This is a genomic window from Methylobacterium frigidaeris (genome assembly GCF_022179185.1).
GTDB lineage: Bacteria > Pseudomonadota > Alphaproteobacteria > Rhizobiales > Beijerinckiaceae > Methylobacterium > Methylobacterium frigidaeris.
This window is the reverse complement of the sequence record NZ_BPQJ01000008.1, coordinates 196,649-219,910: the sequence shown is the minus strand read 5'-3', so window position 1 is coordinate 219,910 and position 23,262 is coordinate 196,649. Positions and strand designations below refer to the sequence as shown.

General features: G+C 70.6%; 23 protein-coding genes. 14 read left to right on the top strand and 9 right to left on the bottom strand.

From position 1 onward, the window contains the following. Positions 1-107: 107 nt before the first annotated feature. The 5 genes from MFF64_RS11425 to MFF64_RS11405 form a co-directional block, all read right to left on the bottom strand. A complete protein-coding gene (locus MFF64_RS11425) occupies positions 108-1,106 on the bottom strand; it encodes a MaoC family dehydratase (RefSeq protein WP_099901518.1) in 999 nt (332 codons plus the stop codon). Between the two features lie 50 nt (positions 1,107-1,156). Further along, a complete protein-coding gene (gene nfi / locus MFF64_RS11420; protein WP_238190806.1) occupies positions 1,157-1,822 on the bottom strand; it encodes a deoxyribonuclease V in 666 nt (221 codons plus the stop codon). 16 nt (positions 1,823-1,838) lie between these two features. Continuing rightward, positions 1,839-2,936 carry a redox-regulated ATPase YchF gene (gene ychF, locus MFF64_RS11415; protein ID WP_238190804.1) on the bottom strand — a complete coding sequence of 366 codons (1,098 nt, stop codon included), beginning with the start codon at positions 2,934-2,936 and terminating at the stop codon, positions 1,839-1,841. A 79-nt stretch (positions 2,937-3,015) separates the two neighbouring features. Then, on the bottom strand, positions 3,016-3,627 hold the full coding sequence (gene pth / locus MFF64_RS11410; protein ID WP_238190798.1) for an aminoacyl-tRNA hydrolase: 612 nt from the start codon (positions 3,625-3,627) through the stop codon (positions 3,016-3,018). A gap of 94 nt (positions 3,628-3,721) precedes the next feature. Next, positions 3,722-4,402, bottom strand: a complete 681-nt coding sequence (locus tag MFF64_RS11405; protein WP_099904944.1) for a 50S ribosomal protein L25/general stress protein Ctc — start codon at positions 4,400-4,402, stop codon at positions 3,722-3,724. Positions 4,403-4,717: 315 nt separating this feature from the next. On the opposite strand from MFF64_RS11405, the gene MFF64_RS11400 reads away from it, so the two are divergent. After that, positions 4,718-5,263: a retropepsin-like aspartic protease family protein gene (locus MFF64_RS11400; RefSeq protein WP_099904946.1), complete on the top strand. Its 546-nt coding sequence runs from the start codon at positions 4,718-4,720 to the stop codon at positions 5,261-5,263. Positions 5,264-5,300: 37 nt separating this feature from the next. Here the strand turns inward: MFF64_RS11400 and MFF64_RS11395 are convergent, their stop codons facing one another. From MFF64_RS11395 to MFF64_RS11385, 3 genes are all read right to left on the bottom strand, one after another. Continuing rightward, positions 5,301-5,966 (bottom strand): TadE/TadG family type IV pilus assembly protein, encoded by a 666-nt coding sequence (locus MFF64_RS11395; RefSeq protein WP_099904948.1) that lies wholly within the window; start codon positions 5,964-5,966, stop codon positions 5,301-5,303. Then, positions 5,963-6,616 (bottom strand): TadE/TadG family type IV pilus assembly protein, encoded by a 654-nt coding sequence (locus MFF64_RS11390; protein WP_238190797.1) that lies wholly within the window; start codon positions 6,614-6,616, stop codon positions 5,963-5,965. The genes MFF64_RS11395 and MFF64_RS11390 overlap by 4 nt, the downstream gene beginning before the upstream one ends. 117 nt (positions 6,617-6,733) lie before the next feature. After that, the gene (locus MFF64_RS11385; RefSeq protein ID WP_099904950.1) at positions 6,734-7,219 is read right to left on the bottom strand and encodes a pilus assembly protein N-terminal domain-containing protein; all 486 of its coding nucleotides are present in this window, start codon (positions 7,217-7,219) and stop codon (positions 6,734-6,736) included. Positions 7,220-7,495: 276 nt separating this feature from the next. Between MFF64_RS11385 and MFF64_RS11380 the strand changes: the two genes are divergently transcribed. The 9 genes from MFF64_RS11380 to MFF64_RS11340 all read left to right on the top strand — a co-directional run bounded on the left by MFF64_RS11380 (position 7,496) and on the right by MFF64_RS11340 (position 16,962). Beyond that, on the top strand, positions 7,496-7,660 hold the full coding sequence (locus MFF64_RS11380) for a Flp family type IVb pilin (RefSeq protein ID WP_099904952.1): 165 nt from the start codon (positions 7,496-7,498) through the stop codon (positions 7,658-7,660). 227 nt (positions 7,661-7,887) lie between these two features. Continuing rightward, positions 7,888-8,394, top strand: a complete 507-nt coding sequence (locus tag MFF64_RS11375) for an A24 family peptidase (protein WP_099904954.1) — start codon at positions 7,888-7,890, stop codon at positions 8,392-8,394. Positions 8,395-8,754: 360 nt separating this feature from the next. Beyond that, the gene (cpaB, locus tag MFF64_RS11370) at positions 8,755-9,564 is read left to right on the top strand and encodes a Flp pilus assembly protein CpaB (protein ID WP_238190796.1); all 810 of its coding nucleotides are present in this window, start codon (positions 8,755-8,757) and stop codon (positions 9,562-9,564) included. A 59-nt stretch (positions 9,565-9,623) separates the two neighbouring features. Further along, positions 9,624-11,201 (top strand): type II and III secretion system protein family protein, encoded by a 1,578-nt coding sequence (locus MFF64_RS11365; protein WP_438823066.1) that lies wholly within the window; start codon positions 9,624-9,626, stop codon positions 11,199-11,201. 94 nt (positions 11,202-11,295) lie between these two features. After that, complete coding sequence (locus MFF64_RS11360; protein ID WP_238190794.1) at positions 11,296-12,009, top strand: CpaD family pilus assembly protein; 714 nt, start codon at positions 11,296-11,298, stop codon at positions 12,007-12,009. A 117-nt stretch (positions 12,010-12,126) separates the two neighbouring features. Then, positions 12,127-13,371 (top strand): CpaE/TadZ family protein, encoded by a 1,245-nt coding sequence (locus MFF64_RS11355; protein ID WP_099901879.1) that lies wholly within the window; start codon positions 12,127-12,129, stop codon positions 13,369-13,371. A 75-nt stretch (positions 13,372-13,446) separates the two neighbouring features. Continuing rightward, entirely contained in the window at positions 13,447-14,913 is a 1,467-nt protein-coding gene (locus MFF64_RS11350; protein WP_238190793.1) for a TadA family conjugal transfer-associated ATPase, read from the top strand. A 34-nt stretch (positions 14,914-14,947) separates the two neighbouring features. Beyond that, entirely contained in the window at positions 14,948-15,913 is a 966-nt protein-coding gene (locus MFF64_RS11345; RefSeq protein WP_438823065.1) for a type II secretion system F family protein, read from the top strand. An 86-nt stretch (positions 15,914-15,999) separates the two neighbouring features. After that, positions 16,000-16,962, top strand: coding sequence for a type II secretion system F family protein (locus MFF64_RS11340; RefSeq protein ID WP_099904461.1), 963 nt, complete (start codon positions 16,000-16,002; stop codon positions 16,960-16,962). A gap of 42 nt (positions 16,963-17,004) precedes the next feature. Here the strand turns inward: MFF64_RS11340 and MFF64_RS11335 are convergent, their stop codons facing one another. Beyond that, positions 17,005-18,342, bottom strand: a complete 1,338-nt coding sequence (locus tag MFF64_RS11335; RefSeq protein ID WP_099904459.1) for an LLM class flavin-dependent oxidoreductase — start codon at positions 18,340-18,342, stop codon at positions 17,005-17,007. A gap of 129 nt (positions 18,343-18,471) precedes the next feature. Here MFF64_RS11335 and MFF64_RS11330 point away from each other — a divergent pair, with 129 nt between their 5' ends. From MFF64_RS11330 to MFF64_RS11315, 4 genes are all read left to right on the top strand, one after another. Then, a complete protein-coding gene (locus MFF64_RS11330) occupies positions 18,472-19,293 on the top strand; it encodes an NADPH-dependent oxidoreductase (RefSeq protein WP_099904457.1) in 822 nt (273 codons plus the stop codon). A 95-nt stretch (positions 19,294-19,388) separates the two neighbouring features. Further along, complete coding sequence (gene metB / locus MFF64_RS11325) at positions 19,389-20,555, top strand: cystathionine gamma-synthase (protein ID WP_238190791.1); 1,167 nt, start codon at positions 19,389-19,391, stop codon at positions 20,553-20,555. Between the two features lie 62 nt (positions 20,556-20,617). Next, positions 20,618-21,958: an LLM class flavin-dependent oxidoreductase gene (locus MFF64_RS11320; protein ID WP_099899995.1), complete on the top strand. Its 1,341-nt coding sequence runs from the start codon at positions 20,618-20,620 to the stop codon at positions 21,956-21,958. A 75-nt stretch (positions 21,959-22,033) separates the two neighbouring features. Then, complete coding sequence (locus MFF64_RS11315; RefSeq protein ID WP_099899993.1) at positions 22,034-23,227, top strand: L-dopachrome tautomerase-related protein; 1,194 nt, start codon at positions 22,034-22,036, stop codon at positions 23,225-23,227. Positions 23,228-23,262: the final 35 nt, after the last annotated feature.

The window sequence follows — 23,262 nt, the reverse complement described above, 5'->3', positions numbered from 1 at the left end:
CCATCGCCAACTTCAAATACATCGCACGCGTCAATGCTTAAGCGCGGTGGTATGACACCTCAGGATGAGGTCGTGGATGGGATGACGCTTTTCATCTAGGCTCTGCCTCACGCACCCCGACTCGGCGCCAGCCACGCCCCCGCGAACCGAAAAACCGCCTCGCCCCGCTGGTTCGTCCCGGTCGCCGTATGGCTGACCACGCCCCAGCCCGGCCGGGTGCGCGAGGGCCGGGCCTCGGTCAGGGTCACGTCGTAGCGAATCGTGTCGCCGGCATAGACCGGCTTCAACCATTGCAAGTCGCGAAAGCCCGGCGAGGGACCGCCCTCGACCACCGGCTCGCCCCGCTCCAGCGCGAGCATGCGGCCGCGGTCGCGGGCCGCCACCATCCGCTTCATCCAGGCCGCGGCGGTGTGCCAGCCGGAAGCGCACAGGCCGCCGAAATGCGTTTGCGCCGCCGCCGCCTCGTCGACGTGGAAGGGCTGCGGGTCGAAGGCGCGGGCGAAGCGCAGGATGTCGTCGCGGGTGAAGTGATGCGCGCCGAGGTCGAAAGGCCGGTTCAGCGGCATGTCCTCCAGACAGGCCGGCGGCAGCGCCTCCCCCTCCGGCAGGTCGGCGGGCGTCTGCTCCTCGGGCGGGCGCGGGCGAGGCGGCAGCGGCGGCGTGCCGCGTCGGCCGAACATCGCCCAGAAATCCTGGGTCATCACCGGCTGGCCGGCGCCGTTCGCGATCTCGAGCAGGACGCGCACGAAGCCGCGGTCGGGCTTGCTGCCGGAGGGCCGGCTCTCGGTGACGCTCATGCGCATCGACAGGGCGTCGCCGGGGCGGACCGGACGCAGCCAGCGCACTTCCTCGATCCCGGGAGAGCCCATCGAGCTCGATTGCAGGATGAAGCCGTCGGCGACGAGGCGCATGCCGAGCGCGCAGGTATGCCAGCCCGAGGCGATCAGCCCGCCGACGAAGCTTTTTTCCGCCGCCGCCTCGTCGGTGTGGAAGGATTGTGGGTCGAACTCGCGGGCGAAGCCCACGATGTCGTCGCGGCTCACCGGAAGCGGCCCGAAATCGAGCCGGAAGCCGGGCGTGAGATCCTCGAAGCAGTAGCGGGGCATGACGGGCGTCCGGCGGCGTTTCGGGCCGCCGGGCTAGCACGGCCAGGGTCTCAACTGAAAGCGCCGGCGGCCTTGTGGGCGAGGCGGATCGGCTCCGGCAGCCGGAATTTCGGCGCGCAGGCCAGCACCAGGGCGACGCTCGTCGGGATGTCGGCGAGGTGGCCGGGGGAGATGAAGAGCGGATGCTTGCCCGTGCGCGTACGGACGACCGCGCCGATGGTCTCAGCCCGATCGATCAGCGGCTGGTGCGCGCCCTTCGCCTCGTCGAGCGGCGCGTTGCGGCCGCAGAGCCGGGTCTTGCCGACGCCGATCGTCGGGCGCTGGAGCCACAGGCCCATATGACTGGCGATGCCGATCCGGCGCGGATGCGCCGTGCCCATGCCGTCGAACAGGAAGACGTCCGGCTCGGCCTGGAGGCGCCCGAACGCCTCCTCCAGCACCGGGCCCTCGCGGAAGCTGAGGAGGCCCGGCACGTAGGGAAACGGCGTCGGCATCAGCGCCGTCACGGTCTCGACCACCCGGAAATCCGGATAGGTCGCGACCACGATCGCCGCGTGCGAGCGGTCGTTCTTCACGCTGACATCGACGCCGGCGACGAGACGCACGGCGTCGAGGGCGAGGGGCCGGTCGGCCACGACCTCGGCGGCGAGCTGGCGCTGGAGCGCGATCGCCTGCGCCGGCGTCAGGTCCCAGTCGTGGCGCCGGACGAGGTCCATCCCTGCCTTCCGTGCCTCAGTTGGCGAAGCGGAAATGCAGCACGTCGCCGTCCTGCACCAGGTACTCCTTGCCCTCGAGCCGGAGCTTGCCGGCCTCTCGGGCTCCCGCCTCGCCCTTCAGCGCCGTGTAATCGGCGAAGGCGATGGTCTCGGCGCGGATGAAGCCCTTCTCGAAGTCGGTGTGGATCACCCCGGCGGCGGCCGGGGCGCGGGTGCCCTTGGTGATGGTCCAGGCCCGGGCCTCCTTCGGCCCGACGGTGAAGTAGGTGATGAGACCCAGAAGCTCGTAACCGGCGCGGATCACCCGGTTCAGGCCCGGCTCGGCGAGGCCGACCGCCTCCAGGTACTCGACCTGCTCGTCCGGCGGCAGCACCGCGATCTCGCTCTCGATCTTGGCCGAGACGACGACGGCCTTGGCGCCCTCCGCCGAAGCGCGGGCGAAGACGGCGGCCGAGTGGGCGTTGCCCGAATCGGCCGATCCCTCCTCGACGTTGCAGACGTAGAGCACGGGCTTCGCCGTCATCAGGCCGAGCTGGGAAAAGAGGCGCTCCTCCTCCGGCTTGCGCTGGACGAGGCGGGCCGGCTTGCCGTCGCGCAGGAGCGGCAGCGCCCGCTGGACGAGATCGAGGACCTCCTTGGCCTCCTTGTCGGAGCCCTTGGCCTTCTTCTCGAGCGCGGTGACGCGCTTCTCGAGGCTGTCGAGGTCGGCCAGCATCAGCTCGGTCTCGATCGTCTCGATGTCGGCGATCGGGTCGACCTTGCCCTCGACGTGGGTGACGTCGCCGTCCTCGAAGCAGCGCACGACGTGCGCGATGGCGTCGACCTCGCGGATGTTGGCGAGGAACTGGTTGCCGAGCCCCTCCCCTTTCGAGGCGCCGCGCACCAGGCCGGCGATGTCGACGAAGGTCAGGCGAGTCGGGATGATCTCCTTCGAGGAGGCGATCCGGGCGAGGTTGTCGAGCCGGCTATCCGGCACCGCCACCTCGCCGACATTCGGCTCGATGGTGCAGAACGGGTAGTTCGCCGCCTGCGCCGCCGCGGTCTGCGTCAGCGCGTTGAAGAGCGTCGACTTGCCGACGTTCGGCAGGCCGACGATGCCGCATTTGAAGCCCATCAGATCAGTCCGTTCGATTCGTGTAGACCGCCGGCCCGCGGCCCTGTCGCGTCGCCATTGGGGGGTTAGGGGGCACGGGTCAAGCCGGCTTCTCGCCCACGCGCTTCACCTCGTCCCAGCCCCGCCCGGCCATGGCGAGGTGGACCTTGTTCTGGAAGCGGGCATCCTCGCCCGCGGCCAGCAGCTCGGCGGCGTCGGCCATCGCGTCGCAGAGGTCCTCGACCCAAGGAGTCTCGGCCTTGGCGAAGTCGTTGAGCACGTAGGCGTGGACGAGCGCCTTGTCGCCCGGATGCCCGATGCCGAGGCGGGCACGCCAATACTCGTTGCCGCATTGCGCCGTGATCGAGCGCAGCCCGTTATGGCCGGCATTGCCGCCGCCCTTCTTCACCCGCAGCTTGGCGGGCGCGAGGTCGAGCTCGTCGTGGAACACCACCACGTCCTCGAGGGGAATCTTGTAGAAGCGCTGCGCCTCGGCGACCGCCCGGCCCGATTCGTTCATGTAGGTCAGGGGCTTCAAGAGCAGCACGCGCTCGGAGCCGATCACCGCCTCGGTGCTCTCGCCCTGGAACTTGCGGCGCCACGGCGCGGCGCGGTACCGGCGGGCGATCGCGTCGAGCGCCATGAAGCCGATATTGTGCCGGTTGCCCGCGTAGCGGGTGCCGGGATTGCCGAGGCCGACGAACAGCCGCATGGCGACAGAAAGCTCCCCGAGAAAGCGGAAACGCCCCGGGTCTCGCGACCGGGGCGTCCCGATTGAACAGGTGAGGCCGGAGCCGGAGACCGGCTCAGTCCTCCTTGGCGGCCTCGCCCTCGGCAGCCTCTTCGGCGGCCTCGGCAGCCGACTCGGCGCGGGCGGCCTCGGCCACCGCGGCCTCCTCGGCCTCGACCTCGGCGCCGAGCACCGTCGGCGGCACGATGGTGGCCACCACCTCGGCCCCGTCGAGGGCGAGGGTGGCGCCGGCCGGCACGGGCAGGTCGGAGACGTGGATGGTGTCGCCGATGTTCTTGCCGGTCAGGTCGACGGTGATCGCGTCGGGGATCGACTCGGGCGCGACCTCGACCGCGACGGTGTGGTGCACGACATTGAGCGTGCCGCCGTTCTGCTTGATGCCTGGGGCCGCATCCTCGTTCGAGAAGTGCACCGGCACCGCGACCTCGACCGTCTGGCCGGCGACGACGCGCAGGAAGTCGACGTGCAGCGGCACGCCGGTGACCGGGTCGAGCTGGTAGTCGCGCGGGATCGCCCGGACCTTGCGACCGCCGGCGGTGATCTCGAACACGGTGGTCAGGAAACCACCGGCGTAGATCAGGGTGCGGGTGCGGATGAGGTCGACGGCGATGGCCTGCGGCGGCTGGTTGCCCCCGTAAATGACGGCCGGCACCTGGCCCTGGCGACGAACGGCCCGGGCGGCCCCCTTGCCGACCCGGTCGCGTGCCACGGCCTCAAGCGGCTTCACGGCGCTCATGGCGTGATCCTTAAATTCAGTGTTGATAGATGGCTCAAACGCCGAAGGCCGCCCCCTCGAGGACGGCCCTGTGAACCGACGTCGCCACGCCCGTTCCCTGGCGGGAATCCGGCCTCCAAGGGTGTCCGGCGGGCGGGGTGCTGCTAGCAGACGCGAGCCCCGATGGCAAGGACGGGCAAGGATCAAGAAAGCTCGAGGGAGAGATCGAGAACTGCGCCGGAGTTTCACGCGGTCGCCGGACGGATCCTTAACCGGTCGGGCGCGAGCCTCGCCCCGGTCTTCCCCACCCGCCCTCCCCGATTTCGGAGACTCATCGTGACGCGCCCGATCCTCTGGGCCCTCGGCGTGCTCGCCGTCGCCGCCGTCGCCGGCGGGTCGATGACCGAGCGATTCGCCCGGATCGGCCGCGGCCCGGCCGCAGCCCCGGCCCAACTCTCGGCCCCACTCTCGGCCTCTGCGGCCGGGGTGGTTCAGGCCGCGCCGGGATCCGATCCCAGTGTGACCCTGGCCCAAGACCTGTCCGGCCATTTCCGGGCCCACCCGCAGGTCGACGGGCAGGTGCTGCGCATGCTGGTCGATACCGGCGCCACGCTCTGCGTCTTCACCCGCGAGGATGCGGGCCGGATCGGGCTCACCGTTGCCGAGCGCGACTACACCGCGCGGGTCGCCACCGCCAACGGCACGGTGCCGGCGGCGCGCGTGCGGGTGCGGGAGATGCGCCTCGGCGGGATCACGGTGCGCGACGTCGAGGCCCTGGTGCTGCCGGGCGGGCGTCTCGAGACCAGCCTGCTCGGCATGTCGTTCCTGCGCCGCCTGCGCGGGTTCGAGGTCGCGGCGGGCCGGATGATCTTGCGGGGATGATACGCTTTCAGCCGGCTTTCGTGTGAGACCGGCTTTTTCAGGTGCTCGGGCAGGCCCCGCCGTTGCTGTTGGAGACGACGGTCGGCAGCACGACTTCCGGGACCGAGGTGACCGAGACGTTGTAGACCCTGCCGTTGCGCACCGGCCAGATCACGGACTCGGTCAGGGTGCCGAGGTTGAACCGCTTGGCGAAGCTGGCGACGAAGGTCGGCCTGTAGGCCATCGTCAGTTCGACGACGACGTAGCGGGCACCCGCGCTCTTGAAGGCGTCGGGCACCGGCGGCACCTCGGTCGGGCCGGTCGGGGCCGATGCGGCGGCGTTGCCGGCATCCACCGCATAGGAACAGACCTTGGCCCTGCCGCCCGCGTCGTAGACGCCGATCGCCTTCGCGGAGATCCGAGCCGTGGCGCCGTCATAGGGGGCCAGCACCGCCTGCCCGGCCTTCACGATGGTGGCGAACTGGGCCGCCGAAATGTCGCCCCCCTCCCGCGCCACCAGATCGGCTACGGTGCGGGCCGCCAGCGTCACCTTGCGGAAGTTGCTGATGTAGCCGGCGAGATCGGTCGTGCCGAAATAGAGCAGCAGCAGGAGCGGCAGCACCAGCGCGAACTCGACCGCGGCGACGCCGTCCCGCCCGCACCGGAAGCGGGCGAGCGCAGACCGGAGGGCGCACGGGAGGTCCGACGCACGCCGAGCGCTCATGAGAACGGCTCCGTGCGGAAGGCCACGGTGCTCTGCAGCACCCTTCTGCCGTTCGAGAGGGTGTTGGGGTTGAGGAAGCCGAAGAAGACCGGGAACTCCACTGCCGCCTGCACGATCACGATCTGGCTCGGTCCCGGATTCTGGTACTTTGTGCCGAAGTCGTTTCGCCAGGACCGCGAGCCGGCATCGACCGGGCTTGCCGGCGTGTAGGTGGTACCGTCGGTCACCGTCAGCACGTCGACCTTGACGGTGCTGCAGGAAAAGATCGCGACCCGGCTGTTGCAGATCGCGTCCTTGAACTTCTGCAATGCGACCTGCTGCGTCGTGGTATTGGCGGGCGGAGCCGGATCAGCCGCGCGGGCGGCCTGGAACTGCCCGGTATAGAGCTGGCGGGCCGCACTCGAGACGGCGTTGTCGAGGACCTGGCCGGCGAAGAACGCCAGCGCGGTCTCGGTGATCGCCGCGACGAGGCAGAGGAACGGCATCCCGATCAGCCCGAACTCCACCGCGGTCGCCCCCTCGCGGGCGAATGGGAAGCCTGCGATCCGCCATCGGATCGCGGGGATGCGCGAGCGGAGAGAGGTGCCGCGCGCCATCGAGGCCCGCCCGGCCGGCGGCCCTTCGGCATGGAGCAGGCGACGAGGGATCATGGGGCGGTTCGGGTCCGGAAAGGGGGCTGGGGCAAAGGGAGTGGGTGGATCAAGGGAACCCGGAGGCGTGTCGATGACGGACCCAGGGTCTCGGATGACGATGCGCAAGGCCGGCGCTCAGCGCGTCCCGCCCGATCCGCCGCCCGTCGCCAGGGAGTTGCGCTGGCCGGCCTGCCCGCTCACCTCGGAGAAGTAGCGCTGCGCGTCGCCGAGTTGCACCGCCGGCTGGCAGGCGGGGGTGCAGGAATAGGATTCGCGCTCGAGCCCGCGCTGCACCGTGATCACCGACGGGTTGCCGGCCCGCACGCTGATCGCCGACTCCGCCAGCATCGTGCCGGCCGCGTCCAGGGCGATGAGGTTGGTGCTACCGAAGCTCTTGCCGGTCAGGACCACGATGCCGTTCCGCTGCAGCGACACGTCGGCGATGATCGGGTTGCCGACGATCACGGTCGCGGTGCGCTCCGGCAGGCGGATCACCTTGGCGTTGTCGACGGAGACGGTGACGGTGGCGCCGTCGTTCGCCCGCGCGGCGGCGGGGACCAGCAGCGCGAGGGCCAGGAGGCACGCGGCACGCGGGAGGCTCGGGCGGCGGTGCGGGCTCATCGGCGGAGAAGTCTTTCGGACGCGATCATGACTGCCGTCAGTCAAGCGTCGGATGGGTTGACAAAACGCTAAGCCTGCCGCGCTGCCCTTGGGACAAAAGGCTCACGCTACAGTCGATGATCGTTAACCAAGCCCGCGATTTCGCCTCGACCGGCGGGGATCCGCAATCGCTTTAACCCAACTTCAACGGGCCTCGGCCTAGCTTGCCGTCAGTCCCGATCGGCGCCAGTCGATTGTCGACGGACTAACCGATACCACTCAAGCGGGAACACAGTTATGATGACCAAGCTGAAGCGTTTCGTCAGCGACGAGTCGGGCGCCACTGCGATCGAGTATGGCCTGATCGCCACCCTGATCGCCATCGCGGTGATCGTTGCGGCAAAGGCGGTCGGCACCAACCTGGCGGCTCAGTTCAACACGATCGCCGGCAACCTGAAGTAAGGGACGCGAGGCCGACCCGCATCGGGCGGGTCGGCGCGTTCATCCAGCGGCGCGAGGCGCCGAGCCGGCCTTCGTCCGGCGGCTCGGTCCGCGCCTCGCCGCGCGGGTCGCATCCCCTTCACCTCCGGCCGGCCCCGCACGACGCTCGAGACGGCCGAGAGCGGCGGCTCCCGACGGAAGACCGGTCGACAGGCACCGCGCTCCACTTCAGCCCGCCGCGAGCCCGCATGGTCAGCCTCTGCCTCCTCGTCGCGTTCCCGTTCCTGATGGCCTACGCCGCCGCCAGCGACGTCCTCACGATGCTGATCCCCAACCGGGTCAGCCTGGCCCTCGTCGCTGCCTTCGCGGTGCTGGCCCTCGCCGCCGGGCCCGGCTGGTCCGAGGTCGCGAGCCATCTCGGCGCGGGCGCGCTGGTGCTGGTGGTCGGCTTCGGCCTCTACCTGACGGGCACGATGGGGGCCGGCGACGTCAAGCTGGCGGCGGCGACCGCCCTGTGGCTCGGCTTCGGCGCCTTGCCCGATTACCTCCTCAACACCGCCCTGTTCGGCGGCCTGATGGCCCTGGGGCTGGTGCTCCTGCGCGGCCTTCCCCTCCCCGGCTTCGCGGCGACCTGGCCCTTCGCGCTGCGCCTGCACGACGAGCGCGTCGGCATTCCCTACGGCGTGGCCCTCGCGGCCTCCGCCCTCGTCACCTGCCCGTCCGCACCGCTGTGGCGGCTGGTTCTGGCGGGCTGATACGGCCGCCGGGTAGGAATTCCTTCCGGAAGCCGTCATCATGAGCGCGCGGCGCCTGAGCGAAGCCGAGATCCGTGTTGCGAGAGCGATGGCCTGACGCGATCGTTTGGGTTTCGCGTGGACGTCCATCATTCGGTCGCAGGGATCCGAACGTCGCGGCGGGGGAGGCACGCGCCTCGTCCGCCGCATGCGCCTGTCGCGTCTCCTGCACCGAGTTCCCGGCTCCAGCCCCTCCGCCCGGAATCCGCCGAACCCGGCGCGTTAACCCTAAGGGCGGTTAACCTTAATTTGAGGAATGCCTGATGGATTCCGGCAGGGGCGGCACCGCGCCGCCCTGCCGTTCCCTCTCGTTGGCGCCCCATGAAGTCATCGCGCTTGCTTCTCATCAGCGTCGCCGTCGTGACCGGGGCGGGGGCCTTCATCGTGATGAGCGGCCGCGAGCCGCCCCCCCCGCCGCCGGCCGAGCCGGTCGCCGCGCAGGCCCCCGCCATCGAGATGGTGGAGGTACTGGTGGCCGCCGCCGAGCTACCGATGGGGCAGACGCTCAAGCCAGCGGACCTGCGCTGGCAGCCCTGGCCGAAGGGCGCGGCGAGCGACAGCACGCTGCAGCGCGCCAGCGCGCCGACGGCCCTCGAGGACACGGTGGGCTCGATCGTGCGCAGCCCGTTCCTCTCCGGCGAGCCGATCCGGCGCGAGAAGCTGATCAAGGCCAATGGTAGCGGCTTCCTGTCGGCGATTCTGCCCGCGGGAATGCGTGCCGTCGCGATCTCGATCGATGCCCGCGGCTCGAACACCGCCGGCGGCTTCATCCTGCCGAACGACCGGGTCGACGTCCTGCGCATCTCCCGGGACGAGGACGCGGCCCGCTCCGGCGGCGGCGACGCCCAGACCGCTGAGACCATCCTGACCAATATCCGGGTCCTGGCGGTCGGCCAGACCGTGCAGGAACGCAACGGCGAGCGGGTGGTCACCGGAGACACCGCGACGCTCGAGCTCACCCCGGCCCAGGCCGAGACCGTGACCCTGGCGCAGAAGGTCGGCCAGCTCTCCCTGACCCTGCGCAGCCTCGCCGATGCCGGGCAGGTCGCCCAAGCCGCGGCGGAGCCGCAGGCCGAGGGCGGCGTCACGGTCGTGCGCTACGGTGTCACCAAGCAGATGCCCCGCCGATGAGCGCGTGCCCGTCAACCTCAACCGCGCGACCGGTCCCCGCGAGCCTCCGTTCCATGACGATGTCCGAGCCTCCCCCGGCGATCCTTCGCGCCGCATCCGCCTTCCGCGCCGTCTTCCCCTCGGCCTTGCGCTCGGGCTTGCGCCCGTCCCTGACCGGAACCTTGACCGCCGGCGCCCTGGCGGTGCTCGCGGTCGCGCCCGCTGCCGCCCAAGAGGGATTCAGCCAGGGCTTCAGCCTGCGCGGGACGAGCCAGCGCAGCGGCATCGTCCCGGCGCCGGTGGTGAATGTCGGCCCCAACGAGGCCGATGTGTCGCGCCGCATCGACCTCACCATGGGGCGGTCGCTGGTGATCGACCTGCCCCGGGACGCCAAGGAGGTGTTCGTCGCCAATCCCAAGGTGGCGAACGCCGTGGTGCGCTCGACCCGCAAGGTGTTCATCATCGGCATCGAGAACGGCGCCACCTCGATCTTCGTGATGGACGGCGACGGGCGCCAGATCGCCGCCCTCGACGTCACGGTGGGGCGCGACCTCAACGTGCTGCGGCAGACGCTCACCGGCAGCATCCCGGGCGGCCGCTTCGACGTGCGCCCGGCGGGCGATTCGGTGCTGCTCACCGGCTCGGTCGGCTCCGCCGCGGAGGCGCAGCAGGCGGTCGACATCGCCAACGCCTTCGTGGGCACCGGCGGGACCGGGACGGCGGCCCGCGGCGCGGTGATCAACAACCTGACGATCCGCGGCAAGGATCAGGTGATGCTGCGCGTCACCGTGGTCGAGGTCTCGCGCCAGGTGCTCAAGCAGTTCGGGGTCAACCTGAATGCCAGCTGGAGCACGATGAACTTCGTCAACGGCGTGCCGTTCCCGCTCACCGGCGGCTCGTACCCGGCCGGCAACGAGCTCTCCGGCAAGCTCACCTCCGGCGGCTTCTCGCTTCAGGCCAACCTGCGCGCCTTCGAGCAGGCCGGGGTGTCGCGGATCCTGGCCGAGCCGACCCTGACGGCGATCTCCGGCGAGGCCGCGAACTTCACCGCCGGCGGCGAGATCCCGGTTCCGACCAGCCAGAGCTGCTCCGCGGTGCTCGCGTCGAACTCGTCGAACTGCTCGGTCGGCATCGAGTACAAGCCCTACGGCGTCGCGCTGAACTTCACCCCGGTGGTCCAGTCCGAGAACCGGATCTCGATCCGGGTCGGCACCAACGTCACGGAGCTCGATCCGCAGAGCGCGGTGCCGGTCTCGAACGGCAACAACACCATCTCGGTACCGGGCCTCACGGTGCGCAAGTCCGAGACGACCATCGAGCTGCCCTCGGGCGGGACGATGATGATCGCGGGCCTGATCCAGCAGCGCAACCGCCAGGCGATCAGCGGCCTGCCGGGAATGCTCAACCTGCCGATCCTCGGCGCCCTGTTCCGCTCACGCGACTACCAGCGCCAGGAGACGGAGCTGATGATCATGGTCACGCCCTACGTCGCCAAGCCGATGGATCCGGGCCAGGTCCGCAAGCCCGACGACGGCTTCACCGAGTCGACCGACAGCCAGGCGATCGTGCTCGGGCGCCTGAACCGCCTCTACGGCGTGGTCGGCGCCGCGCCCCTCGGCTCCGGCTATCGCGGCCGGGTCGGCTTCATCACCGACTGACCGCCGAAGGCCCGCCCGGGCCGCTCTCCGCGCCAAGGGCCCGCCCGGCCCGCTTTCGAGATTTCGCCGAGACTCCGTCGAGACCATGCCAGCGATGAGCCGCACCCTCCGCCTGACGATCCTCGCCGCCTCGGCCGGCCTCGCGGCCTGCGCCGCCGACCGCCGGCTGACCACGGGCTCGACCTACCCGATGACGGTCCCCGAGCGGCACCCGATCGTCCTGTCGGATTCGCCCCGCAACCTCGACGTGTTCGTGACCGGGACCGGGCATATCGACCCGCGCCAAGCCGACGACGTCGACGCGTTCCTCACCGAGTACCGCCGCTACGGCCGCGGCGTGCTGGTCCTGGAGGTGCCCCGCGGCTCGCAGGTTGCCGGCGGCGCGGTGGAGCGCACCCTCGCGCGAGTGCGTGCCCGGGCGGTCGCCTGGGGGGTCGGACCGCGGGAGATCGTCGTCGCGCCCTATCCGGTCGCCAACGTCGCGGTGAGCGCTCCGGTGCGCCTCAGCTTCCAGCGCATGCAGGCCAAGGTGGCTGGCGCCTGCGGGCTCTGGCCGCAGGATCTCGGCGTCACGAATCCAGGCTTCAATGCCCGCAACGAGAGCTACTGGAACTTCGGCTGCGCCACCCAGTCGAACCTCGCGAGCCAGATCGCCGATCCGGTCGACCTCGTGCGTGGCCGCCAGGAGGGCCGGATCGACACGGTGACCCGGACCCAGAACCTGATCGACCTGCGCACCGGAAAGGATCCATCAACCACTTGGAAGCAGGATGGTCGCGCGAGCGTGAAAGATCAGGTGGGGCAGTGATGAGGACGCGCCGGACGAGAGTCGCTCCCGCGACGAGGCGCACCGGCGCCGACCAGGCCCGGTCGGGCGAGGGATGGCGTCCCTCCCGGTCGCTCCCCTCCCGACGGATGCCGCACCATGTCTGAGCCGGGCGATCCCACCGGCCGGGTCATCGCCCCGGTTCCCCGCATCACCGTGCAGGCCTTCTGCGAGACCGGCGAGGTCGCCGGCGCGATCGAGGCGGCCTCTGGCGACCGGCGGATGCAGAAGGCGCATACCCGCGTCCAGATGGGCGGAGCGCCTGCCGCCGTCGAGGCCTATCGCAGCGCGCCGACCCCGAACGTCATCATCGTGGAGATCGGCACGGCCAAGGGCAACCCGCTCTCCGCCCTCGACAGCCTGGCCGAGGTCTGCGACGCCGGCACCAAGGTGGTGGTGGTCGGCCACGTCAACGACGTCGTGCTCTACCGCGAGTTCATCCGCCGCGGCGTGAGCGAGTACCTGATCGCGCCGATCGATCCCGTCTCGGTGATCGCGGCGATCTCCGAGCTGTTCTGCGATCCGGCCGCCGAGCCCCTGGGGAGGACCATCGCGGTGGTCGGTGCCAAGGGCGGCGTCGGCGCCTCGACGCTCGCCCACAACCTCGCCTGGTCGGTCGCCCGCGACTACGGCACCGCGACGGTGATCGCCGATCTCGACATCGCCTTCGGCACCGCCGGCCTCAACTTCAACCAGGACCCGCCGCAAGGGGTGGCCGAGGCGGTGTTCGCGCCGGATCGGGTCGACGCGAACTTCGTCGACCGCCTCCTGTCGAAATGCACCGACAACCTGAGCCTGCTCGCCGCGCCCGCGACCCTCGACCGCCCGACCGATTTCGTCGAGGGCGCCTTCGACGGGGTGATCGACGTGCTGCGGGCGAGCGTGCCCTGCATCGTGCTCGACGTGCCGCATGCCTGGTCGGCCTGGTGCCGGCGCATGCTGATCGGCGCCGACGAGATCGTGGTGGTCGCGGCCCCCGACCTCACCTCGCTGCGCAACGCCCGCAACCTGTTCGAGGTGCTGCGGCAGGCCCGGCCGCACGACCGCATGCCGCGCCTCGTCCTCAACGGGGTCGGGATGCCGAAGCGGCCGGAGATCGCGGTGGCGGAATTCGCCAAGGCCCTCGACGCGCCGGTCGCCGCCACGGTGCCGTTCGAGCCCGCCCTGTTCGGCACCGCGGCCAATAACGGCCAGATGCTGGCGGAGGTGCAGCCCGGAGCCAAGGTCACGGAGACCTTGAGCGAACTCGCCGGATCCCTCACCGGACGCGCCGAGACGCGCCGCGGCCGGGGGAAGCTCCTGGAGCCGCTGCTGGCCCGGCTCGCCCGCCGCAAGGCGTCGTGAGCCGGCCCCGTGCCGTATCGCCGAAGATTGCCCGCTTCCTCACCGAAGCCCGTTTCCCGAGAAGGTCGCTGATTCATGTTCGGCAGGAGACCCGGAGCGACGGCGCAGAAGGCGCCGGCCCCGCGCCCCGCCGGCCCCGCCCCGGTGCTCACCGAGGCGTCGGCGCCGGTCTTCCAGGACGGCAAGCGGGCCGAGTCCGCTCCCCTGCCGGCGGCCCGCGAGGCCCCGGCGCCGGTGGAGAACGCCCGCTCGGACGAGTATTACCGCACGAAGAGCATGATCTTCGGCGCGCTGATCGAGGCGATCGACCTCACCCAGCTCGCCCGGCTCGAACCGGACGCGGCGCGGGAGGAGATCCGTGACATCGTCATCGAGATCATCGGCCTCAAGAACGTCGTGATGTCGATCGCCGAGCAGGAGGAGCTGCTCGACGACATCTGCAACGACGTGCTCGGGTACGGGCCGCTCGAGCCGCTGCTCGCCCGCGACGACATCGCCGACGTGATGGTGAACGGCGCCAACCGGACCTACATCGAGGTCGGCGGCAAGATCCAGATGACGGGGGTGCGCTTCCGCGACAACCAGCAGCTGATGAACATCTGTCAGCGGATCGTCAGCCAGGTCGGCCGCCGGGTCGACGAATCCTCGCCGATCTGCGACGCCCGCCTGCCGGACGGCTCGCGCGTCAACGTGATCGCGCCGCCGCTCGCCATCGACGGCCCGGCCCTGACCATCCGCAAGTTCAAGAAGGACAAGCTCACCCTCGACCAGCTCGTGCGCTTCGGCTCGATCTCGCCCGAGGGCGCCAAGATCCTGCAGATCATCGGGCGGGTGCGCTGCAACGTGGTGGTGTCGGGCGGTACCGGCTCGGGCAAGACCACGCTCCTCAACTGCCTCACCCGCTACATCGACGACGACGAGCGGATCATCACCTGCGAGGACGCGGCCGAGCTGCAATTGCAGCAGCCGCACGTCGTGCGCCTCGAGACCCGGCCGCCGAACCTCGAGGGCCAGGGCCAGGTCACGATGCGCGACCTGATCAAGAACTGCCTGCGCATGCGGCCCGAGCGCATCATCGTCGGCGAGGTGCGCGGCCCGGAGGCCTTCGACCTCCTGCAGGCGATGAATACCGGCCACGACGGCTCGATGGGCACGCTGCACGCCAACTCGCCGCGCGAGTGCTTGGGCCGCATCGAATCGATGATCTCGATGGGCGGCTACAACCTGCCCTCCAAGACCCTGCGCGAGATGATCGCGGGCTCGATCGACGTCGTCGTCCAGGCCGCACGCCTGCGCGACGGCTCCCGGCGCATCACCCACATCACCGAGGTGATGGGGATGGAGGGCGACGTCATCATCACCCAGGACCTGTTCGTCTACGACGTCGTCGGCGAGGACCAGAACGGCAAGCTGATCGGCCGCCACCGCTCGACCGGCGTCGGTCGGCCGCGCTTCTGGGATCGGGCCCGCTACTACGGCGAGGACCGGGCGCTCGCCGCCGCCCTCGACGCCGCCGAGGTCCGCGCGGAGGAGAGCGCGTGAGACGCTGCGGCCGTCAGGGCAGGGGGTGCCCGTGATCGACTTCGAGCTCCTGGTCGGGGCGGGCCTCCTGGCGATCAGCGCCGCGTCGCTCGCCTCCGCTCTGGTGGTGCCGCTGCTGCCGAGCGAGGCCCGGGCCGCCAAGCGCCAGCAAGCCCTGGTCGGCCAGCGCCAGGCCGCCGAGCGCGTGCAGGCTGTGAGCCGCCGCGACCAGGTGGCCAAGAGCCTGAAGGAGATCGAGGACAAGGAGAAGAAGAGCCGCATCAGCCTCGACTTGCGGCTGACCCAGGCGGGCCTCGCGATCTCCAAGACCCAGTTCTACGTGTTCAGCGCGGTGGGCGGCCTCCTCGTCGGAGCCTGCGGCTTCGTGATGAGCGGGGACACGCTCCTGGCGCTTGGCCTCGCCTTCGCGGCGGGGCTCGGGGTGCCGCGGTGGCTGCTCTCCTACCTGCGCCAGCGCCGGATGACCCGCTTCATCCTCGAGCTGCCCAACGCCATGGACGTGATCGTGCGCGGTATCCGCTCGGGGCTCCCGGTCGGCGATTGCCTGCGCGTCATCGCCCGCGAGGCCCGGGAGCCGGTCAAGAGCGAGTTCCGGGCGCTGATCGAGGCCCAGGCGCTCGGCATCTCCCTCGGCGACGCGGTCGGCCGCCTGTACGAGCGGATGCCGGTGCCGGAGGCGAACTTCTTCGCCATCGTGATCGGCATCCAGCAGAAATCCGGCGGCAACCTCTCGGAGGCTCTGGGCAACCTCTCGCGGGTGCTGCGCGACCGGCGCAAGATGGCCGACAAGGTGAAGGCGGTGAGCATGGAGGCCAAGGCCTCGGCGTCGATCATCGCCTCCCTGCCCTTCGTCGTCGCCACCCTCGCCTACATCACAAGCCCCGATTACATCTCGCTGCTCTGGACCACCACCCTCGGTCACATCGCCCTCGCCTGCTCCGCCGTGTGGATGATCGTCGGCGTGGTGGTGATGAACCGGATGATCCGCTTCGACATCTGAGCGCGGCGGGCCGGGCGGCGAACCGGCATCCCCAGCGCAAGACATCCCCACCGCTCTAGCATCTCCACCGCTCCAGGAGGCGGCGCGTGCAGTTCCTGTATCAGCTGACCGACCCCTACATCCTCGGCGCGGCGCTCGCCGCGGTGGCCGCAGGAGCCACGATCTTCACCCTGGCCCAGCCGTTCCTGGAGCCCGACCGGCTCCGCCACCGCCTCAAAGGGGTGGGCAAGGAGCGCGACCGCATCCGCCTGCGCGAGCGCGAGCGGCTGAACCAGAAGGCGTCCCTGCGCCAGGAGCCCAAGGCCTACATGAAGCGCGTGGTCGAGCGCCTGCGCCTGGACGACTGGCTCGGCACCGAGAACGCCAAGAACAACCTGATGATGGCGGGCTATCGAGGCGCGCAGGCCGAGATCGCCTTCCTGTTCTTCCGACTGGTGATGCCGATCGCCTTCTTCGTCCTGGCGGTGTTCTACCTGTTCGTGCTGGAGGTGCTGGACCAGCCGGTGCTGATCCGCTTGGGGCTGGTGGTGGTGGCGCTCTATCTCGGGATCAAGGCGCCGGAACTCTTCCTGCGCAACCAGACCTCCAAGCGCCGGGCGGTGATCCAGCGCAACTGGCCCGACACGCTCGACCTGCTGCTGATCTGTGTCGAATCCGGCATGGCGATCGAGGCGGCGTTCCGGCGCGTCGGCGTCGAGATCGCCAACCAGTGCATGACGCTGGCCGAGGAGATGGCGCTCACCACCGCCGAACTGTCCTACCTCACCGACCGGCGCGTCGCCTACGAGAACCTCGCCACCCGCACCGGGCTCGAATCGGTCAAGAACGTCACCACGGCGCTGATCCAGGCCGAGCGCTACGGCACCCCGGTCGGCCAGGCCCTGCGGGTGCTGGCCCAGGAGAGCCGCGACCAGCGCATGAACGAGGCCGAGAAGAAGGCCGCCGCCCTGCCGCCGAAGCTCACCGTGCCGATGATCATCTTCTTCCTGCCGGTGCTGTTCGTGGTGATCCTCACCCCCGCCATGGTGCAGGTGTTCAGCTCCAAGTAGCGCCCCGCCTCATCAAGTGACGTCCCGCCTCGACGTCCCGCCTCACCGGCGCGCCTCGGGAAAGAACCGGTTCTCCGGGCGGGGCAGGCCGAGGTGATCGCGCAAGGTCGTGCCCTCGTACTCGGTGCGGAACAGACCACGGCGCTGCAGCTCCGGCACCACCTTGGCGGTGAAGTCCTCGAGCCCCTGCGGCACGTCCGAGACCATGATGTTGAAGCCGTCGCTGGCCCCGGCCTCGAGCCAGGCCTGCATCTCGTCGGCGATGGTGGCGGGCGTGCCGACCATCGCGAGGCCGGCATAGCCGCCGAGGCGCTGCGCCAGCTGCCGGACGCTCAAGCCGTCGCGCCGCGCCAGCGCGATCGCCCGCTCGCGCCCGGTCTTCGACTGGTTGGTCTCCGGGATCTCCGGCAGCGGCCCGTCGGGGTCGAAGGCCGCGGCGTCGACGCCGAGCGCGATCGACAGGGCGGCGATCGCGCTCGCCTCGTGGACCAGCCCGTCGAGATGCGCGCGCTTCTCGCGCGCCTCCTCCAGCGTGTCGCCGACCACCACGAAGCAGGCCGGCAGGATCTTGAGGTGGTCGGGGTCGCGCCCGACCGCGACCATGCGGCCGCGCACGTCCTCGGCGAAACGCCGCCCGTCCTCGATGCTGGCCGCCGCTCCGAAGATCACCTCGGCGGTCTCGGCGGCGAGCTGGCGCCCGGCCTCGGACGCGCCGGCCTGCACGATCACCGGCCAGCCCTGGACCGGCCGGGCGACGTTGAGGGGGCCGCGCACCGAGAGGTGGGGCCCTTGGTGATCCAGCACGTGCATCCGGTCGGGATCGAAGAAGATCCCGCTCTTGACGTCGCGCAGGAAGGCGTCATCGGCGAAGGAATCCCACAGGCCCTTCACCACCTCGACGAATTCGTGCGCCCGGTCGTAGCGGTCGGCGTGGTCGGGATGGTGCTCGAGCCCGAAATTCCGCGCCGCGTCGGGGTTCGAGGTCGTCACCACGTTCCAGCCGGCGCGGCCCCCGCTCAGATGATCGAGGGAGGCGAAGCGCCGGGCGATGTGGAAGGGCTGGTCGTAGGTGGTGGAGGCCGTGGCGATGAGCCCGATCCGCTCGGTCACGACGGCGAGCGCCGGCAGGAGCGTCGCGGGATCGAACGAGGTCACGGTGGCCGAGCGCTTGAGCGCCTCGACCGGCATGTTCAGCACCGCGAGATGGTCGGCCATGAAGAAGGCGTCGAACTTCGCCGCCTCGAGCTCTTTCGCGAAGCGGGCGAGATGGCGGAAGTTGAAGTTGGCGTCCGGCAGGCCGCCCGGATAGCGCCACCAGGCGGTGTGGATGCCGACCGGGCGCATGAAGGCGCCGAGGTGAAGCCTGCGGGATCGCGCCATGTCGGCCTCCTGTGCGGGCCCTTCCGGCCGCGCCGCCTCGATCTGGGATCGCGGCCCTGGTTAGTCAATGAATTTCGTGTACTACTCCGCCCCGAGGGCGCGGCCGGATCGGCGGGAGGCGAGGATCGGATGAGCGAGACCGGACGGGGGGACGCCCTGAGGGCGCGCTACGGCGCGGAGACGAGCCTCGACATCGCCTGGAACGAGGTCATCGCGGGTCTCCTCGCCCACCGCACGGTGCGGGCGTTCCGGTCCGACCCGCTGCCGACCGGAGCCCTGGAGGCGCTCGTCGCCGCGGCCCAATCGGCGCCGAGCTCGTCGAACCTCCAGACCTGGAGCGTCGTCGCGGTCGAGGATGCGGCCACCAAACGCCGCCTGTCCGAGGTGGCGCGCGGCCAGCGCCACGTCGCCGAGGCGCCCTTGGTCCTGGTCTGGCTCGCCGACCTGTCGCGCCTCGGCGCGATCGGGCGCGACCGGGACAGGCCGACGGACGGTCTCGATTATCTCGAGATGCTGATGGTCGGCGTGGTCGATGCCGCGCTCGCCGCCCAGAACGCCACGGTGGCGCTCGAATCCCTCGGCCTCGGCTCGGTCTATATCGGGGCCTTGCGCAACGACCCGGAGGCGGTGGCCGCGCTGCTCGGCCTGCCGCCGAACGTGCTGGCAGTGTTCGGCCACTGCGTCGGCTATCCCGATCCGGAGCGGCCCGCTTCCGTGAAGCCGCGCCTGCCGCAAGAGGTGGTGCTGCATCGCGGCCGCTACGATCCCGCCCTCGCGACCGGGGCGATCGAGGCCTACGACGCGGCGATGATGGCGTTCCAGGCCGGGCAGCGGATGCCGCAGGTCGGCTGGGGGGATGCCGCTCTGGAGCGGGTGCGCGGGCCCGACTCGCTGAGCGGCCGCGACCGATTGCGGGAGATCCTGGCGCGCCGCGGCTTCGGCTTGAAATAGCGGCTTGTCCGCCGCGCCGAACACTTTCTCGTTGATCGTCCGTTTCGTTCTTCATAAAGAACGACGCGGGCGTATCGCGAGACCAGGAGCACGACGTGGCGGACGAGCACAGGCGGGCGGAGACGATCGCCGCCGCGAACGGGATCGGGACGGACACGGCCTTCGGCGCGGTGACCCCGCCGCTCTATCTCTCGACGACCTACACGTTCGCCGAGTTCGACAAGGCGCGGGCCTACGATTACGCCCGGCTCGGCAACCCGACCCGCGATCAGCTCGCCGACACCCTGGCGAAGCTGGAGGGCGGGGCCCGCGCGGTGGTGGTGTCGAGCGGCATGGCGGCCCTCGACCTCGCCCTGTCGCCCTTGCGGCCCGGCGACCTGCTGGTGGCGCCGCACGATTGCTACGGCGGCACCCACCGGCTGCTCTCGATGCGCGCCGCCCGGGGCCATTACCGGGTCGCCTTCGTCGACCAGACCGACGAGGCCGCGCTCGAGGCCGCCCTGGCCGAGGGCGCCCGGATCGTCCTCACCGAGACGCCCAGCAATCCGCTGATGCGCATCACCGATGTGCGCCGTGTGGCGGCTCTGGCCAAGGCGGCCGGGGCGCTGTTCGTCGTCGACAACACCTTCCTGTCCCCGGCCCTGCAACGGCCGCTGGCGCTCGGGGCCGACCTCGTCGTCCACTCGACCACCAAGTTCCTCAACGGCCACTCGGACGTGGTCGGCGGCGCGGTGATCGCCGCGGAGGCCGCCTTGGGCGACGAGCTCGCCGCCTGGGCCAACACCGTCGGGGTCACCGGCTCGCCCTTCGACGCCTACCTCACCTTGCGCGGCGTGCGCACGCTGTTTCCCCGCATCGAGCGCCAGAGCCGCAACGCCGCCGCGGTGGCCGCCTTCCTCGACGCGCATCCGGCGATCGCCCGCGTCTACTATCCGGGGCTCGAAGGCCATCCGGGGCACGCCGTCGCCAGGGCGCAGCAGAGCGGCTTCGGCGCGATGCTGAGCGCCGAGCTCGCCGGGGGACGCGAGGCGGTGCGCCGGCTCGTCGGGGCACTCCGGGTCTTCAGCCTGGCCGAGTCCCTCGGCGGGGTCGAGAGCCTGATCGCCCATCCGGTGACCATGACCCACGCCGCCATGGACCCGGAGGCGCGGGAGCGAGCCGGCGTCGGCGACGGGCTGGTGCGGCTCTCGGTCGGGCTGGAGGCGGAAGCGGACCTGCTGGGCGATCTGGCCCAAGCGCTCGACGCGGTCGCCCGCGGGTGACGGGCGGATCGCCCGCCCGGCACTAGATCTGACGACACCGGTCCCGACACCCCGAGCGAGCGATGACACAGGGTACGATGCGCCTCGGCGCCTTCTTCTACGCCACCGGCCACCACGTCGCCGGCTGGCGCCATCCGTCGAGCGAGGCCGATGGCGGGCTCGTGCTCGACCGCTACGTGGGATGGGCCAAGCGCGCCGAGGCCGCGAAGTTCGACCTGATCTTCCTGGAGGACGGCACCGGCATCCGCGACGCCGACCTGCGCTCGAGCGAGCGCACCGCCCGCTCGGCGCATTTCGAGCCCGTGACCCTGCTCTCGGCGCTCGCCGCCGTCACGAGCCGCATCGGTCTCGTCGCCACCACCTCGACGAGCTTCAACGAGCCCTACAACGTCGCCCGCCGCTTCGCCTCCCTCGACCACCTGAGCGGGGGCCGCGCCGGCTGGAACCTCGTCACCTCGGCCACCGACCTCGAGGCGGCGAATTTCGGCAACGACAGGATCGCGCGCCACGCCGACCGCTACGAGCGGGCGGAGGAGTTCGTCGACGTGGTGCTGGGGCTGTGGAACACCTGGGACGACGACGCCGTCGTCATCGACAAGGCGTCGGGCCAGTTCTCGAAGCCCGACGGGTTCCGGCCCCTCGACCACAGGGGCAAGCATTTCGAGGTCCGCGGCCCGCTCAACATCGCGCGCACGCCGCAAGGGCAGCCGGTGCTTGTCCAGGCCGGCTCGTCCGGTCCCGGCAAGGACCTGGCGGCGCGTACCGCCGAGATCGTGTTCACGGCCAACCAGACCCTGGACGAGGCGGTGGACTTCTACCGCGACCTCAAGGGCCGCATGGCCCGGTTCGGCCGCGCGCCCGACGACCTCAAGATCATGCCCGGGCTGTTCCCGGTGGTCGGCCGGACCGAGTCCGAGGCGCGGGACAAGTTCGAGGAGTTGCAGGCGCTGATCGATCCGGTGGTGGGCCTGGCGCTCCTCAGCCGCATGGTCGGCCACGACCTCTCGGGGTTCGACCCCGACGGCCCGGTGCCGGAGCTGCCCGAGACCGAGGGCGGCAAGTCGCGCCAGCAGCTCATGCTCGATCTCGCCCGCCGCGAGGGCCTGACCCTGCGCCAGCTCTACCTGCGCATCGCCGGGGCGCGAGGCCACTCGCAGATCGTCGGCACGCCGGCGCAGATCGTCGACGAGATGGAGGCGCGGTTCCGGGCCGGCGGCGCCGACGGCTTCAACATCATGCCGCCGACCCTGCCGGGCGGACTCGACGACTTCATCGCACTCGTCCTGCCCGAGCTGCGCCGCCGCGGCCTGTTCCGCACCGAGTACGAGGGCCGTACCCTACGCGCGCATCTCGGCTCGCGCCCGCCCGCGGGCTACGGTCCGGGACGGACGATCGTCGGGTAGGATACTCCCTGGGACCTTGGCCGGGTTCCGCTGCGTTTGTCGTCCGGGCGATCGCCCGGACGGGGAGTTCTTTCGATGACGCACCACGCTGGCGCCCGCCTCGGGCTCGCCCTGTTCCTGACGGCCGGCATCGCGCCGCTCGCCGCTCACGCTCAAGGAACCTCCGTTCAAGGAGCCTCCGCCCGCCTCGACAAGGTCGCGAGCTTTTCCCATCAGGTCACCGGCGTCACGGTGGCGCGCGACGGCCGGATCTTCGTCAACTTCCCGCGCTGGAGCGAGGACGCCCCGGTCTCGGTGGCCGAGGTGAAGGACGGCAAGCCGGTGCCCTACCCGGATGCCGGCTGGAATTCCTGGCGCAACGCCAGACAGGACGAGGTCGACCCGAAGACCCACTTCGTCTGCGTGCAGAGCGTCGTGGCCGACGCCCAGGACCGGCTCTGGGTGGTGGATGCCGCCGCCCCCGCGATGGCGGCAGTGGTGAAGGACGGACCGAAGCTCGTCGGCATCGACCTGAAGACCAACCAGGTGGTCAAGACGATCCCGTTCGACACCGCGACCGTGATGCAGGCCTCGTACATCAACGACGTGCGGATCTCGCCGGACGGCAAGACCGCCTATCTCACCGATTCCGGCGCCGAGGGTGCCCTGATCGTCGTCGACATCGACAGCGGTGCGGCCAAGCGCGTCCTCTCCGGCCATCCCTCGACCATGCCGGACAAGAGCGTGACGGTGACCTACGATGGCCAGCCCCTGCGCCGGCCGGACGGGCGCGGCGTCGCGTTCTCGGCCGACGGCATCGCGCTCTCGCCCGACGGCAAGACGCTGTACTGGCAGGCGATCAAGGGCAAGACGCTCTACAGCCTGCCGACCGACGCGCTGACCGGCTGGGCCACCGCCGCCGTGGTGCCCGAGATGCTCACCGACCGGACGCTGGGGTCCAAGATCGTCACGGTCGGCGAGAACGGGCCGGCGGACGGCCTGCTGATCTCCCGCAAGGACGGCCGGATGTACGTGACCTCGCCGCAGGACGACGCGGTCAAGGTGCGCGACCTCACGAATAGCGGCGCCGGGCTGACCACCCTGGTTCAGGACAAGCAGCTGCGCTGGCCCGACACCTTCAGCGAGGGGCCGGACGGCACGATCTACGTCACCACCTCGCACATCCAGGACTCGGCCGATTACAAGCCCGGCGCGCCGATCAGCCTGCCGACCGAATTGTGGGCGATCCGGACGGGACCGGCGGCGACGGGGTCTGGACCGGTGCGGTGAGCCTGCACGACCCCTCCCCCGTCCGCGGGGAAGGG